Source organism: Lentibacillus kimchii (assembly GCF_055381965.1).
In genome coordinates, this window is sequence record NZ_AP043934.1 from 1,311,020 (window position 1) to 1,327,063 (window position 16,044).

Genomic DNA, 16,044 nt, shown 5'->3' on the forward strand with positions numbered 1-16,044 from the left:
CATGACGATACAGTGGTATCCGGGCCATATGGCTAAGGCTAAGCGTGAAGTGGAAGAAAACGTGTCTTTAGTGGATTTTGTCATCGAACTAATTGATGCACGGGCGCCATTGTCTTCACAAAACCCGCTGTTGCAGTCCATTTTACAGCAAAAACCTAAAATGATTGTTATGATGAAAAAGGATCTGGCAGATGATGAGCTGACAGAAGCCTGGCTTGCTCACTTTAAAGAGCAGGGAATTTTGGCCATTGCCATTGATGTTAATGACATGAGCGATATTAAGCAGGTTATTCAAACAGGCAAGAAATTAGGCCAGGCAAGTCTTGATAAATTAAAAGAAAAAGGCATTAATCCGCGCCCATCCCGAGCTATGATTCTTGGTATTCCGAATGTCGGAAAATCAACTTTGATCAACCGCCTTGCTAATAAAAAGATTGCACAAATCGGCGACAAACCCGGCGTTACCACCAAGCAGCAGTGGCTTAAAATAAAAAATGAGTTTGAACTGCTTGATACATCGGGGATTCTATGGCCGAAATTTGAAGATGAAGCTGTTGGTTACAGACTCGCTGCGATTGGCACTATTAAAGATCACTTGCTGCCGTTAGATGATGTGACTGCTTTTGTCATTCAGTATGTCCAGGCGCACTCTCCCGAACAATTGGAAAAACGCTTCGGGATTGCACCTGATATGGACGATATGTGGGATATCTTCGTTGCTATCGGGAAAAAGCGTGGTGCACTGGAATCAGGCGGGCATGTGAATTTTGATAAAGTAGCTGGTTTGATTATACAGGATCTGCGGGGAGGTAAACTCGGAAAAATTACATTTGAGACACCGCCGGGTAACGCTTAATATCCGGAAGGTGTCTTTTTTAAAAGGCTGATATAATGGCTGCCTGCAGCGCTGATGCAACTGGCTGGGGACTGCTAAACCTTTAGAAGCATTCACACTTCACTTTTCTCACGATCAGCCGATATAAATACAACAGGTGCAGGTGATTCATTTGAAACAATATTCAATAGCGCAACTGAAACAATTATTTGCCGCCGGTCATATTGACGAAAGCTGGCTAAACGAACTGAAATCTGATAACCGCAAAGGTGTGCAAAAACTGATTAAACAGTATGAGCGACAAAGGCTGCAAGAACAGGCGCTGGAAGAAAATTTCCGCCGTATGTCACGCTATGAACAGGCGCTCTATGCGAAAGGCTGTCATTATATCGCTGGCATAGATGAGGCAGGACGCGGTCCACTGGCAGGCCCGGTTGTTGCCTCAGCTGTCATCCTGCCGCCGGACTTCAAACTGCTTGGGCTGAATGATTCGAAACAATTAACTGAAAAAGTACGCAATGATTATTTTACTCTTATCAAACAGGCAGCTGTGAGCTATGGCATTGCCATCATTGATAATCAGACGATTGATGTGATCAATATTTCTGAAGCAGCCAACCGGGCTATGTATGAGGCTGTTGATCAGCTGGACCCATCTCCGGACCATATTTTGATTGATGCCGTGCCGCTTCATGAGCTGCCAACAACGTCTGACGCTATTACAAAAGGTGACCAGAGGAGTATTTCCATTGCTGCTGCCAGTATATTAGCTAAAGTTACCAGGGACCAATTAATGAAGGAAATAGCTGAGAACTATCCCGAGTATGGTTTTAAGTCCAATATGGGGTACGGGACCAAACAGCACTTAGAGACATTGAAGGAACGGGGAGTTTCACCCTACCATAGACGTACCTTTGCTCCTGTACGTGATGCAGCCAAATAGACAGGGAGAGGGTTTTATGCACGTTCATAACCGCGTTTCATCAACAGCCAATGTGACCAGTAAAGCCCGGACATTAAGGCCCGGGCAAATTATTCAAGGTGACGTTGTGAAGCTGTATCCAAATCAAAAGGCGCAAATTCAATTGGGTTCGCAGAAACTAATGGCAAAGCTTGAAGCCCCATTATCATCTGGCGGGAAATACCATTTCCAGGTGCAGCCATCAGAGGATGTTGTTCATTTGCGCGTTATCGGTGAGGAGCTTCCAAAACAGGAAACCGGGAGTACCACTGCATTGCTGCAGCAGTTGAGCCTGAAAACATCGAAGGCTAATGTGAATTTGGCTCAGACGCTTGTGGATGAAAAAATCCCGTTTACAAAAGAGCAGTTGAAACAGGCCTTCCAGCTGTTACATAGTCATAAAAGTGATGCGCAGGCACACCAAACCCTGAAAGGTATGCTGTCAGCAGGTTTGCCAATTACAGAATCAGTTTACAAGGCCCTTGTCTCGATGAACACAACAGCGTTATCTGACCAATTGCAGTCGCTCTTGCAGCAATTGCAAGAAAATCCTGATCCAAGCAAACTTGAAAAGCAGCTGATGTATCGCTTAACACAACTGCTTGGGAAAGGGGATCAAGTGACCTCACCAAAAGAACAGTTTTTAAGCGAGATTAAGCAAATGCTTGACGTAACTGGTTTAACCTATGAAAATCAGCTTGCCCGCAATCAATTTCATAGGCAAGGAATGACCCTCAAGTCCATGCTGATGCAGATGGTTTCGCAAAATGATGGTGTTCTTCATAACCAGTCACAGCAGCTTTTACATTTTCTGAACGGTATGCAAATTCAGTCCGTTAATGAAACCTCCTATGCGATTCAAGCGAATATGTACCTGCCCGGGGCGCCCTTACAATTGCCCGGAGATATACAACTGGAATTCTCCAGCAACAAAACAGAGAGCGGTGCGATTAACCCTGACTCATGCCGTATTTTATTTTACTTAAATCTAACGAATTTAAATGAAACCATTATTGATATGCACGTCCAAAAACGGGCTGTTGCGCTAACCATTTATAATGATCAGGATCAGCTTATGACCGAGAAAGCCTCAGTATTGAGACCCGTACTGAAGAAAGGACTGGAAGCCGCTGATTATAAGCTTTCTGCCGTTACATTTAAACCAATCTATGAAACCAAACCAGCGGGAGATGAAGCTATCAGGACAGCTTATCAGAAACCATACATGGGGGTGGATTATCATATATGACAGATCAACGTCATAAAGCCGTTGCGATGCGATATGAAGAAAGCCATGAACAGGCTCCAAGAGTTACAGCTTCCGGTAAAGGACTGACAGCTGAGACCATTATTCAAAAAGCCAATGATAACCAGGTCCCTGTCCATGAAGATCCGTCGCTGGTTGCGCTGCTCGCCGAATTGAATATTAATGAAACGATACCTGAGGAGCTTTATCAGGTTGTCGCAGAAGTATTTGCCTTTGTGTACAAAACCGATCAGCGTATGGGACGTGAGTGAGATGGTCTCAAATCTGGGCTGATTGCAACGGAGGTTTCCTTGCAGACTTGGAGACAAAATCAGTCATAAGCCGCTATTTCTTGTGAAATTAGTTGTTTTTTTATACAATAGCAGTGCATTGAAATATGATGGGAGGATGAAAGATGAACATTCATGAATATCAAAGCAAAGATGTTTTACGTGAATACGGCGTCAATGTGCCGAATGGCTATGTCGCCTATACAGCTGATGAAGCCGTTGAGGCGGCACAGAAGCTTAATAGTGATGTAAAGGTTGTAAAGGCACAGATTCACGCCGGCGGACGGGGCAATGCCGGCGGCGTCAAACTGGCTAAAAGCGTGGATGACGTGCGCACCTATGCTGAAGAGCTTTTGGGCAAACAGCTTGTTACACATCAAACTGGCTCTGAAGGAAAAGAAGTGACGCGTTTATTAATTGAAGAAGGATCAGATATTCAAAGTGAATATTACGTTGGCCTGGTTCTGGATCGTGCCACTTCACGCATTGTTATGATGGCATCCGAAGAAGGCGGAACTGAGATTGAAGAGGTAGCTTCGGAATCTCCGGAGAAAATCTTCAAAGAAGTCATTGATCCTGTCGTCGGACTTGCTGGCTACCAGGCACGCAGACTGGCGTTCAATATTAATATGCCGGACGAGCTTATCGGTAAAGCTGCGAAGTTCATGATGGGGCTTTATGATGTCTATGTGGAAAAAGATTGTTCCATTGCTGAGATCAACCCGCTCGTGACAACAGGTGACGGCCAAGTGATGGCACTTGATGCTAAATTGAATTTCGACGATAATGCTATGTTCCGTCAGCAGGATCTTACGGAGCTGCGGGATCTGAGTGAAGAAGATGATAAAGAAATTGAAGCATCCAAATCCGGCTTGAGCTATGTCGCACTCGACGGCAATATTGGCTGCATGGTCAATGGTGCTGGTCTTGCTATGTCAACAATGGATATTATTAAACATTATGGCGGCGATCCGGCTAACTTCCTTGATGTTGGCGGCGGCGCAACGGCCGAAAAGGTAACTGAAGCATTCAAAATCATTCTGTCCGATTCAAGCGTAAAAGGTATTTTTGTTAACATTTTCGGCGGCATCATGAAATGCGATGTCATTGCTGAAGGTGTCGTAGAAGCGACTAAGCAAATGGGTCTCGAAATCCCGCTTGTCGTACGTCTCGAAGGCACTAATGTCGAATCAGGCAAACAAATTCTGGATGAATCAGGATTGAATATTACATCGGCCGCATCTATGGCAGACGGTGCAGAAAAAGTTGTTTCCGCGGTTAAATAACGTGGCCAAATGACAATAATCAAGGAAAGGACGGACGAAAATGGGTGTATATGTTGATCAAAACACTAAAGTGATTGTACAGGGAATTACAGGCGGCACAGCCAAATTTCATACGAAACAAATGCTTGAATACGGAACAAATATTGTAGGCGGTGTTACACCGAAAAAAGGTGGCACTGAAGTTGAAGGTGTTCCCGTTTTTAACACTGTTCAGGACGCTGTTGATGAAACAGGTGCGAATGCTTCAGTTGTCTATGTTCCGGCTCCAGCAGCAGCGGATGCGATTCTGGAAGCAGTTGACGCTGAATTAGATCTTGTTGTCTGCATCTCGGAGCATATTCCGGTTATGGATATGGTTAAGGTTAGACGTGCGATGGAAGGCAAGAAGACACGGCTTGTTGGACCGAACTGCCCAGGTGTGATTACAGCCGATGAATGTAAAATTGGTATTCAGCCGGGCTATATCCATAAAAAAGGCCATATTGGCGTTATCTCCAGATCAGGCACGTTAACATATGAGGCTGTTCATCAACTATCAGAGGCCGGCTATGGACAGACGACCGCTGTCGGCATTGGCGGTGATCCGGTCATTGGTACGGACTTTATTGATGCTCTGTCAGCTTTCAATGATGATCCAGAGACAGAAGCCGTTGTTATGATTGGTGAAATCGGCGGTGCAGCAGAAGAGGAAGCGGCCCGGTGGGTTGATGCTAATATGGACAAACCGGTTGTTGGCTTCATTGGCGGCACAACAGCCCCTCCAGGAAAACGGATGGGTCACGCTGGTGCTATTATTTCCGGCGGCAAAGGAACGGCTGAAGAAAAAATCCGTATCATGAATGAATGCGGAATCGCGACAGCTGATACGCCAGCCGTCATTGGCGAAACAATGATTAACGTATTAAAAGAAAACGGCTTGCAGGAAAAATGCAAAACTCACTGATGTTATAGACAGGAACCCAAAGATGGCGATCTTTGGGTTCCAATTATCAAAAAGGGTGTGATTGATTGGAATTAATGCGTAAGCGGTTAATTCATATTCACAGATGCCGGGGTATCACACGCAGGACTATTCGTAAATTTATTCATTATGATTCCTCGCTGAAAACGATCTATCATCTGACTGCCTCAGAAATCAGCCGATTTTTTTCGCTGCCTCTGAACAAAGCTTCTCTCTTTCATTCTGACCTTAAAAATCCCGCATTGAAACGACGTATTCAGCAAGATCTTAAATCTATTACTGTGATAACGATAGTTGACGCCGTGTATCCTTATGTGTTAAAAACTATTAAAGATGCGCCGCTGGTATTGTATGCCTTAGGTAATATCGATTTATTGACGCAGCAGCCGCTCCTGAGTGTGATTGGCACAAGACGTCCATCCTCTGAAGCGGCTTCGAAAATGAATAAGTTTGTGCTGCCTTTAATCCAGAACGATTGGGTTATTGTCAGTGGTATGGCAGCAGGAATTGATGGTTATGCCCATAAGCTCGCTATTAACCATAATGGGCCGACAATTGCTGTTATGGGCAGTGGTTTTAATCATATTTATCCCAGACAGCATAGTGAGCTTTTCCAAAAGATTGCCGCTGAAGGACTGCTTTTATCGGAATATCCTCCCGATATCCCGCCGGAACGTCATCACTTCCCCGAGCGGAATCGGATTATCAGCGGCTTGAGTTTTGCTACATTTGTAATTGAAGCCACCGAAAAAAGCGGGACGTTAATTACGGTTGATCAGGCTCTTGATCAGGGCAGAGATGTTTACGCTCTTCCTGGTTCACCGCTAGCATTGCAGACAGCTGGATGTCACCGTATGATACAGGATGGCGCGAAACTCGTCCAGGAGCCAGGGGATATTATAGAGGACTGGACAGGAATTGGTCCGAATTGGGGCATATGATAACGTATTTGACAAACACAGCATAACTATTTAGTATTAGTAAAGATTTTCCATTAAATGTATGAATGCAACTCCGGGAGGAAATGCTATGTCTGATTATCTGGTGATTGTTGAGTCACCGGCAAAAGCTAAGACAATTGAACGCTATCTGGGAAAGAAATATACAGTGAAAGCATCCATGGGACATGTGCGTGATTTGCCGAAAAGTTATATAGGTGTTGATCCTGATAATCAGTTTGATCCGAAATATATAACGATTCGCGGTAAAGGGGATGTGCTGAAAGAATTAAAGTCAGCTGCTAAAAAAGCTAAAAAAGTTTATCTGGCTGCTGACCCTGACCGCGAAGGTGAAGCTATCGCCTGGCATTTGGCCTATGCACTGAATATTGATGAAAATACCAAATGCCGGGTTGTTTTTAATGAAATTACAAAAGAAGCGATTAAAGAATCATTTCAGCATCCGCGCTCGATAGACCGTGATCTTGTCGATGCTCAGCAGGCACGGCGTATTCTTGATCGACTGGTCGGCTATAATATCAGTCCATTACTATGGAAAAAAGTCAAAAAAGGTTTGAGCGCCGGAAGAGTGCAATCTGTTGCACTTAAAATGGTCATTGACCGCGAAAAGGAAATTGAAAATTTTAAATCAGAAGAATATTGGTCAATTGACGCACAATTTCAAAAAGATAAAGATGTTTTTGAAGGCTTTTTTTATGGTTTCGATGGTAAAAAGCAGGAGCTGAAATCCGAGAACGATGTCAAAAACATCACCAACAAGCTGGATGGCAATAAATTCACCGTTAATAACGTAACGAAAAAGGAACGCAAACGTAATCCATCCAAACCGTTTACCACATCTTCACTTCAGCAGGAAGCTGCTCGTAAACTTAATTTCAAAGCCAAGAAAACGATGATGGTAGCCCAGCAATTGTACGAAGGAATTGACCTGGGTAAAAAAAATGGTGGTACTACGGGTTTGATCACCTATATGCGTACCGATTCCACCCGTATAGCTGAAACGGCCAAACAAGAGGCTAAAGGTTATATTGAGGAACTTTATGGCAAAAACTATTTGGGCTCTCCGAATAAAGGCAAAGGCAAGCAGCAGCAGGGTGCCCAGGATGCTCACGAAGCTGTCAGGCCGACATCCGTGAACCGGGACCCCAAATCATTAAAAGAGACGCTGTCACGTGATCAGTACCGTCTTTACAAATTGATCTGGGAACGGTTCCTTGCCAGTCAGATGGCGCCCGCTGTTATGGATACAATGACCGTAAATTTGCTTAATAATGGGATTGAGTTTCGGGCAAATGGTTCAAAATTAAAATTTAACGGGTTTATGAAAGTGTATGTTGAGGGAACAGATGACAAGAAAAAAAGTGACAATAAACTGCTCCCTGAACTAACGGAGGGTATGATTGTTGATGCAACAGACATTACACCTAATCAGCACTTTACACAGCCTCCGCCAAGATTTACTGAAGCAAGACTTGTCCGGACAATGGAAGAGCAAGGAATAGGACGTCCGTCAACGTATGCTCCCACTCTTGATACAATACAACGGAGAGGGTATGTACAACTTGACAGTAAACGTTTTGTCCCAACTGAGCTGGGAACGATTGTCATGGATATCCTGAAAGAATTTTTCCCGCAAGTCATCGATGTTGATTTTACGGTCCAAATGGAAGACGACCTGGATGCTGTCGAAGAAGGAAAGGCCAAATGGATCAATGTGCTCGATGAGTTTTACAGCGGCTTCCGGAAACGTTTGGAAAAAGCGGAACAGGAAATGGAAAAGGTCGAGATACGGGATGAGCCTGCTGGGATAGACTGTGAATATTGCGGTCATGAAATGGTTTATAAGATGGGGCGTTACGGCAAGTTTATGGCTTGTTCCAATTTTCCTGAATGCCGGAATACAAAACCGATTCTAAAGAAAATTGGTGTCACCTGTCCCAAGTGTCAAAAGGGTGATGTCGTTGAACGGAAATCGAAAAAAAACCGGAAATTTTATGGCTGCGATCGGTATCCGGAATGTGATTTTGTCTCCTGGGATAAACCGATTGCCAGACCTTGCCCAAAATGTGGTTCACTGCTTGTAGAAAAGAAAACGAAAAAGGAAACAAGAGTCCAGTGTACCCAGTGTGATTATAAAGAAAGTGTTGATAATTGACTGCCTGTTTAAACCAGGCAGTTTTTCTTGTGTTCTATAATCACAAAAGCCTCTGCGGACACAATTCTGTCATAAATAACGAAATGTTCCTACATTCATTAATCTGTTGATTGACTATTTAAATCGAAAGAGCTATAATAGCGCATTGCTAAGGTAGATGCTTGACAGATCAGGCTTTGACTTTTTAAAGTATAGCAGTGGTGACAAATTAGCTAAGAGTTAATCGAACTGTGTTTGTTTTTGAATTTTAATATAATTCTGTTAAATTAGTTGCTGCAGGTTTTGAAATGTGATATGATTTATTAGCTGTATGGCGGGGTGTAGTTCTAATGGAAATGAGACATTTTTTGACAGACTTTACCGAATACCTGCAAATTGAGAAAAATGCGTCACCCTATACAGTTCGTTTTTATGTGGATGATCTGGAGGATTTCTTTGCGTTCTTAGAAGAGGAACAGATCAGCTCACTTGAAGATGTTAATCAACGCATTATTCGTGTGTATCTGACCAGGTTATATAAACGAAAACTTGGCCGCCGGTCCGTCTCCAGAAAAATTTCCAGTCTGAAAAGCTTTTATCGTTTTTTGGAGCGTCACGAGCAAGTAACAGCTAATCCATTTATTTATGTCAGTCTTCCGAAAACAACACATCCAATTCCGGGTTTTTTATATACTGAAGAATTGGAGAAACTGTTTAGTGTCAGTGATTTAAATGATCCACTTGGTCAGCGCAACCAAGCGTTGCTCGAAATATTTTATGCCACAGGCATACGTGTCAGCGAATGCCAGAATGTTAAGCTTGGGCACATTGATTTTACGATTGGGACAATGTTTGTTAATGGAAAAGGCAATAAAGAACGGTATCTCCCATTTGGCCACTTTGCAGAAACGGCTTTGGAACATTATATTAATGATGGACGTGAAAAATTGCTGGAAAAGACAACATCTTCTCCTGATGCTGTCTTTTTAAATGCCAGAGGCGGTCCGTTAACTGCCCGGGGAATGCGGATGATTTTAAATAAAATGGTAGAAAATGCCGCAATGACGGTCCATGTTCATCCTCATAAACTCAGGCATACATTCGCGACGCATATGCTGAATGAAGGCGCCGATCTCCGGACACTTCAAGAGCTTTTGGGGCATGAAAACTTATCGTCCACCCAAATTTATACACACGTTACAAAAGATCATTTACGGGAAGTGTATATGGATAGTCATCCGCGGGCAAAAGAATAATTACTTGAAAGAGGTGGTGCACGTGACGGAAGGTATGCATGCCACAACGATTTTTGCTATTAGACATAATGGGCAATGTGCGATGAGCGGTGATGGTCAGGTAACAATGGGTGATGCCGTTGTTATGAAACATAAAGCAAAGAAAGTGCGCCGGTTATATAAAGATCAGGTGCTGGCTGGATTTGCCGGATCAGTCGCGGATGCATTTACACTGTTTGAAAAATTTGAAGGGAAATTGGAAACGTTCGATGGCAACCTTGCCAGAGCAGCTGTTGAACTGGCCAAAGAATGGCGCAGTGATAAGGTTCTGCGTAAATTGGAAGCCATGCTGATTGTCGTGAATAAGGATAAGATGTTTCTTGTATCAGGAACTGGTGAAGTCATCGAACCTGATGATGGCATACTGGCGATTGGATCCGGCGGAAACTACGCATTGAGTGCGGGCAGGGCTTTAGTTAGGCACACAGACAGCTTGTCAGCTAAAGAAATCGCCCAGGCATCTCTTGAAATTGCAGGCGAAGTCTGTATCTATACAAATGATCACATAACGCTGGAAACAATTGATTAAGGAGGCCTTGATTGCATGGGAATAGATTATACCCCGAAACAAATTGTGGAACAGCTCGACCGGTATATTGTCGGTCAGGCTGAAGCCAAAAAGTCAGTTGCTGTGGCGTTAAGAAATCGGTATCGGCGCATGAAACTTGATGCGCAAATCAAGGATGAAATAGTTCCGAAAAACATTCTCATGATTGGTCAGACAGGGATTGGCAAAACGGAAATTGCCCGGCGTTTAGCCAGTATGGTCAGTGCTCCGTTTATTAAAGTGGAGGCAACTAAATTCACCGAAGTTGGCTATGTTGGACGTGATGTCGAATCAATGATCCGGGATTTAGTTGAGCAAGCTTTGAGAATGGTTAAAGACGAAAAAATGGAAGAAGTCAAAGGCCGTGCAGAACAGGAAGCTAATAAAAAGCTCGTTGAACTGCTGGTTCCTCAGACAAAAAAACAAAATAGTGTCAAAAACCCGTTCGAAATGTTATTTTCGGGTCAGAATGAGGAAGAGGAATCAGATGAGCAGACAGAGCAGAGTGATGAGGTTAAAAACAAACGCAAACAAGTGGAACATCAGCTGGCATTAGGCGAATTGGAAGATAGAACTGTGACAGTTGAAATGGAGGAGACCCCCCCATCGATGTTTGATATGCTGCAGGGATCAGGCATGGAACAGATGGGTATGAACATGCAGGATGCATTCAGCAAATTCATGCCCAATAAAAAGAAAAAGCGCAAACTTCCTGTTTCGGAAGCGAGAAAAGTGCTAACGACTCAGGAGGCTCAGAAACTTGTCGATATGGATGAGGCGGCACAGGAAGCCATCGATCGTGCTGAACAATCCGGTATTTTATTTATCGATGAAATTGATAAAGTCTCCGGTAAGCAGGATGATTCCGCAAATGTCTCACGTGAGGGTGTACAACGGGATATACTCCCAATTGTTGAGGGGTCAACCGTTGAGACGAAGCACGGCTCAGTTAAAACGGATCATATGCTGTTCGTTGCTGCTGGAGCCTTCCATACAGCGAAGCCATCCGATTTAATACCGGAACTTCAAGGGAGATTTCCGATTCGGGTTGAACTTGAGAAGCTTGCTGTCGAAGATTTCAAACGTATACTGAAGGAGCCATCCAATGCATTATTGAAACAATATTCAGCATTGTTGGAAACAGAAGGTATAAATGTCACGTTTACTGACAATGCTGTGAACAGATTGGCAGAAATTGCTGTTCAGGTGAATCAGGAGACAGATAATATCGGTGCCAGAAGACTGCATACGATACTGGAAAAATTATTGGAAGATTTGTCGTTTGAAGCGCCTGATATTAATATGGAGACGATTGAAATCACAGAAAACTATGTTGATGATAAACTCAGCAGCATTATACAAAACAAAGACTTAAGCCAATTTATTCTATAGATGGTACGTTAGTGATGAATGGAGGAAAATGGAAAATGGAATTATTAGAACGAGCTCGAAAAATTAATGCCATGCTGCAAAAAACCGGTGGTAAGCCAGTTGACTTTAATGATATGTCTGTAACGCTTCAGGATGCTATTAAAGGCAACATTTTCATCCTTAGCCGCCGTGGAAAGCTATTAGGCTATGCGATCAACCAGGAAATTGAGAATGAGCGTATGAAATCAATGCTGGAAGAACGTCAATTTCCTGAGGAGTATACGCACGGTTTATTTAACATTTTTGAAACAACAGCCAACTTGGATATAGACAGTCCTTTCACAGCATTTCCGGTTGAAAACCGTGAACTGTTTAAAGATGGTCTGACGACGATTGTTCCAATTATTGGCGGTGGCGAACGGTTAGGTACATTAGTGCTGAGCAGATTATCGGAAAGCTTCAATGAAGATGATCTATTGCTCGGGGAATATGGTGCTACTGTTGTCGGCATGGAGATGCTGCATGAAAAAACCGAAGAAATTGAAGTGGAAGCCAGGAGTAAAGCAGTTGTTCAAATGGCCATTAGTTCGCTTTCGTACAGTGAACTGGAAGCCATCGATCATATTTTCGAAGAATTGAATGGTCGCGAAGGATTGCTTGTTGCCAGTAAAATTGCTGATAGAGTCGGCATTACACGATCTGTTATCGTTAATGCGTTACGCAAACTGGAAAGCGCTGGTGTTATTGAATCCCGCTCACTTGGTATGAAAGGAACATATATTAAAGTGCTGAATGACAAATTCCTGGTCGAGCTGGAGAAATTGCGTTCAAAATAAGGTGTCCGCTAAAAAGTAAATGGCAAGATAAAAAACGATTATCATCATGATAATCGTTTTTTTATTGGATCTGATTTAGTATGCAAGTTCCTCATTAGCTACTAAACAACAATTTATTGACAAACTAATGACAAAGTCATAGGAATTTCAAACTAATTGTATTCATGAAGAGAAAAAAATGTCGAATCATGATAGACTTTTACACTATTTTACATTACAATGACGATATGGATAAGATTGGTTACTATGCTGGTTCACTTGACAAATGAAGAATTGATTTGACAATCCTGCCTGAATGTTTGCGGGATATTCCGGCGAAGAGGAAACAAGTTTTAAAACAATGTTAGGAGGGGAGTCCAATGGGGATGTTCTCCGGCGTCGTGCAAACACTGGATAACTCTCTCCAGTATGCTTCCGCTAAGAATCGTGCTATTTCCAACAATATTGCTAATGCGGATACACCTGGGTATAAAGCGAAAAATGTTGATTTTAAGAACGTTTTACAGCAGGAAATGACATCACCACAAGCAGCTAAACGTACCCGTCCCGAACATATACCATTTTCTCAATCGAATACGAATCAGTCATTTTCTACAACGACAAACAACACGACGTATAACCACAATGGAAACAGCGTGGACGTAGATAAGGAAATGGCGGATCTGGCGAAAAATCAAATTTACTATCAGGCCTTGGTCGATCGTCTGAATGGTAAATTGTCCAGTCTTAAAACGGCTATTGGAGGAGGCAGTTAGTGATGTCGATATTTGATAGTTTAAATACAAGTGCCAGTTCATTGACAGCCCAGCGTCTCCGGATGGATGTTGTTTCATCGAATATAGCGAATGCGCAAACGACACGGGCAGACATGAATGCAGACGGCACTTATGAACCATATCGGCGAAAGATGGTGACAATGGAACCAAAAGGGGATAATTTTCAATCCTTTTTGGATCAGGCTGTTAATTCGAAAACGTCTCGTACGGGTTCAGGCGTTAAAGTGTCGCAAATAACGGAAGATGATTCCCCGTTTAAACAGAAATATAACCCAAACCATCCGGATGCTGGACCTGACGGCTATGTAGAGATGCCGAATGTTGATCCTTTGAAGGAAATGGTGGATTTAATGGGAGCATCCAGATCCTATGAGGCTAATGTGACAGCTATTAACGCCAGTAAGAATATGCTGATGAAGGCCCTTGAAATCGGAAAATAAACCTAACACTCCCATTTGGAATTGTGGCTTGTAACATACAAGGTTGCAGGAAAGGAGTATTTCGATGAGTGGATTTTTGCATGGCATTCCAGACAGTCAAGCTGTTAAACCAGATGCTGACCAAGTCAAGCAGGCGGTATCACCGAGCGAAGCACAGCAGGATTTTGCTGATTCGTTAAAAAAAGCTATTAACAATGTTAATGATGCTCAAATTACGTCAGATAAAAAAACAGAGGCAATGGCTAAAGGCGATACCGAAAATCTGCACGATGTTATGCTATCGGCCCAAAAGTCACAAATCACTTTGAAAGCTTCTGCCCAAGTACAGCGTAAAGTGATTGATGCTTACAATGAAATTATGCGTATGCAAATTTAGCAAATATGGCTGATGGTTAGAACGTTAATTTATGTTAAATAGTTAGGTACTAGAATCAGATATTAAAGCCTGCTTATTATCTGATTGACTTTTTTAGAATTTGGCGGGAAAAATTTATGAAGACAAAAATAATAGAAGCAAAAGATAAGGCTAAGTCTTTTTGGACTGAACGTTCCAAAAGTCAAAAAGGAATATTTATAGGCTCGATTGCGATCGTTCTTATTATCATTATAGCTATTATTCTACTGGTCTCTGGTTCAAAATTTGTGCCGCTGTATAATGACTTATCCGCTCAGGAAATCAGTCAGATTAAAGATGAATTAGATTCCAAAGGTGTTGCATATGAGGTCGAAAGCAGCGGAACCACAATAAAAGTTCCTGAGGAGAAAGTTGATTCACTGCTTGTTGATCTGGCTGGTGAAGGAATACCGGATAGTGGCAGCATTGATTATTCGTTCTTCAGTGATAATGCTTCCTGGGGGATAACGGATAATGAATTCGATATGATCAAGCTGGACGCTATGCAAAATGAAATGGCTAATATGATCAAAGGTGTCGAAGGTATTCGTGATGCTGACGTTATGATCAATATGCCGGAAGATCCTGTTTTTGTCAGTGAATCCCAACAGGAAGCAAGCGCATCAATTGTGATTAACACAGAGCCCGGCTACGATTTTAAAGGAAATGAAATCAGTGCCTTATATCACTTGGCTGCGAAGGCTGTTCCGAATCTGAATGAAGACAATATCAGTATCATGAACCAGTACTTTGAATATTACGATCAGGATTCACAGCTTGGTACCGGTAAAGAAGATACATATACATATCAGCAAAATGTTAAGAAAAATATCGAAAAAGATGTCCAGCAGCGGGTCCAGCAAATGCTGGGAACGATGGTTGGCCGTGATAACGTCATTGTATCAGTGACAGCTGATGTTGACTTTACTGAGGAAAGCCGGGTTGAAGAGCTGGTTAAGCCGGTTGATATAGAGGAAATGAAGGGTTTGCCTGTAAGCATCAAAACAGTCGAAGAAACCTATGAGGGTGAGCCGCCTGCTGGTGGTGAGCCCGGAACAGGTGATGGCGATATCCCTAATTATGAGGCATCCGAAGAAGGTGACAATGGCGACTATGAGGTGTCCAAAAAAACGGTTAACAACGAGTATAACCGGATCCGTAAAGAAATTGCCGAGAGTCCTTATAAAGTTCGCGATCTAGGTATTCAAGTTGCTGTCGATGAAGCGAAAAATAAACAAGACGGCGATGGCAATGTGCAGTATTTGTCGAATCCAGAACAGGAAACGGTCAGTTCAGGTATTTCATCAATTTTGGATTCGGTTATTAGCACAACCATTGATGGCGATTACGATGAAAATATCGACCCGGAAGAGAAAACATCGATCGTGTTTCAGGAATTCAGTGAAAGCTTTGATGCTCCAGAGCCATCTCCTGCTATCCCGGTATGGATGTATGTTGTTGGCGGGACCCTGCTGGCCATTATTATTGCTTTAGCTGTGATGCTGCTGCGAAACAGAAAACAGAAGAAAAACGAGGAAACGGTTTTTGAAAGTACTGTCACCGAAGAAACTGAGCCAGACGTACCGGAAATGGAGAGTGCCGAGGATTCTGAATCTGTTAAGCGGACGAAGCAATTAGAAAAAATGGCGCAGGAAAACCCGGAAGATTTCGCTAAATTGTTGCGAAGCTGGCTTTCAGATGATTAAGGAGGAA

Annotated in this window: 16 protein-coding genes; all 16 read left to right on the forward strand. The window is 42.9% G+C overall.

Annotation, left to right across the window (positions count from 1 at the left end; genetic code table 11):
* The first annotated feature begins 1 nt into the window (after position 1).
* The 16 genes from ylqF to fliF all read left to right on the forward strand — a co-directional run bounded on the left by ylqF (position 2) and on the right by fliF (position 16,037).
* The gene (ylqF, locus tag ACZ444_RS07070) at positions 2–856 is read left to right on the forward strand and encodes a ribosome biogenesis GTPase YlqF (RefSeq protein ID WP_382357250.1); all 855 of its coding nucleotides are present in this window, start codon (positions 2–4) and stop codon (positions 854–856) included.
* Between the two features lie 142 nt (positions 857–998).
* Positions 999–1,778, forward strand: a complete 780-nt coding sequence (locus ACZ444_RS07075) for a ribonuclease HII (RefSeq protein ID WP_382357251.1) — start codon at positions 999–1,001, stop codon at positions 1,776–1,778.
* Between the two features lie 16 nt (positions 1,779–1,794).
* The gene (locus tag ACZ444_RS07080; RefSeq protein WP_382357252.1) at positions 1,795–3,045 is read left to right on the forward strand and encodes a hypothetical protein; all 1,251 of its coding nucleotides are present in this window, start codon (positions 1,795–1,797) and stop codon (positions 3,043–3,045) included.
* A complete protein-coding gene (locus ACZ444_RS07085) occupies positions 3,042–3,314 on the forward strand; it encodes an EscU/YscU/HrcU family type III secretion system export apparatus switch protein (protein WP_382357253.1) in 273 nt (90 codons plus the stop codon). Before ACZ444_RS07080 ends, ACZ444_RS07085 begins: the two co-directional genes overlap by 4 nt.
* Before the next feature lie 143 nt (positions 3,315–3,457).
* Positions 3,458–4,618, forward strand: coding sequence for an ADP-forming succinate--CoA ligase subunit beta (gene sucC, locus ACZ444_RS07090; protein WP_382357254.1), 1,161 nt, complete (start codon positions 3,458–3,460; stop codon positions 4,616–4,618).
* Positions 4,619–4,658: 40 nt separating this feature from the next.
* Positions 4,659–5,561 (forward strand): succinate--CoA ligase subunit alpha, encoded by a 903-nt coding sequence (gene sucD / locus ACZ444_RS07095; RefSeq protein ID WP_382357255.1) that lies wholly within the window; start codon positions 4,659–4,661, stop codon positions 5,559–5,561.
* A 260-nt stretch (positions 5,562–5,821) separates the two neighbouring features.
* Positions 5,822–6,520, forward strand: coding sequence for a DNA-processing protein DprA (gene dprA, locus ACZ444_RS07100; protein ID WP_382357256.1), 699 nt, complete (start codon positions 5,822–5,824; stop codon positions 6,518–6,520).
* 88 nt (positions 6,521–6,608) lie between these two features.
* Positions 6,609–8,693, forward strand: a complete 2,085-nt coding sequence (gene topA, locus ACZ444_RS07105) for a type I DNA topoisomerase (protein WP_382357257.1) — start codon at positions 6,609–6,611, stop codon at positions 8,691–8,693.
* Positions 8,694–9,028: 335 nt separating this feature from the next.
* Positions 9,029–9,928: a tyrosine recombinase XerC gene (gene xerC / locus ACZ444_RS07110; RefSeq protein ID WP_382357367.1), complete on the forward strand. Its 900-nt coding sequence runs from the start codon at positions 9,029–9,031 to the stop codon at positions 9,926–9,928.
* Between the two features lie 22 nt (positions 9,929–9,950).
* Positions 9,951–10,496 (forward strand): ATP-dependent protease subunit HslV, encoded by a 546-nt coding sequence (gene hslV, locus ACZ444_RS07115; RefSeq protein ID WP_382357258.1) that lies wholly within the window; start codon positions 9,951–9,953, stop codon positions 10,494–10,496.
* A gap of 15 nt (positions 10,497–10,511) precedes the next feature.
* Positions 10,512–11,906 carry an ATP-dependent protease ATPase subunit HslU gene (hslU, locus tag ACZ444_RS07120; protein WP_382357259.1) on the forward strand — a complete coding sequence of 465 codons (1,395 nt, stop codon included), beginning with the start codon at positions 10,512–10,514 and terminating at the stop codon, positions 11,904–11,906.
* Between the two features lie 35 nt (positions 11,907–11,941).
* Complete coding sequence (codY, locus tag ACZ444_RS07125; RefSeq protein WP_382357260.1) at positions 11,942–12,721, forward strand: GTP-sensing pleiotropic transcriptional regulator CodY; 780 nt, start codon at positions 11,942–11,944, stop codon at positions 12,719–12,721.
* Positions 12,722–13,080: 359 nt separating this feature from the next.
* Positions 13,081–13,476 carry a flagellar basal body rod protein FlgB gene (gene flgB, locus ACZ444_RS07130; RefSeq protein WP_382357261.1) on the forward strand — a complete coding sequence of 132 codons (396 nt, stop codon included), beginning with the start codon at positions 13,081–13,083 and terminating at the stop codon, positions 13,474–13,476.
* Between the two features lie 2 nt (positions 13,477–13,478).
* The gene (gene flgC, locus ACZ444_RS07135) at positions 13,479–13,937 is read left to right on the forward strand and encodes a flagellar basal body rod protein FlgC (RefSeq protein ID WP_382357262.1); all 459 of its coding nucleotides are present in this window, start codon (positions 13,479–13,481) and stop codon (positions 13,935–13,937) included.
* Positions 13,938–14,001: 64 nt separating this feature from the next.
* Complete coding sequence (gene fliE, locus ACZ444_RS07140) at positions 14,002–14,313, forward strand: flagellar hook-basal body complex protein FliE (RefSeq protein ID WP_382357263.1); 312 nt, start codon at positions 14,002–14,004, stop codon at positions 14,311–14,313.
* A gap of 116 nt (positions 14,314–14,429) precedes the next feature.
* Positions 14,430–16,037 carry a flagellar basal-body MS-ring/collar protein FliF gene (fliF, locus tag ACZ444_RS07145; protein WP_382357264.1) on the forward strand — a complete coding sequence of 536 codons (1,608 nt, stop codon included), beginning with the start codon at positions 14,430–14,432 and terminating at the stop codon, positions 16,035–16,037.
* The last annotated feature ends 7 nt before the right edge of the window (positions 16,038–16,044 follow it).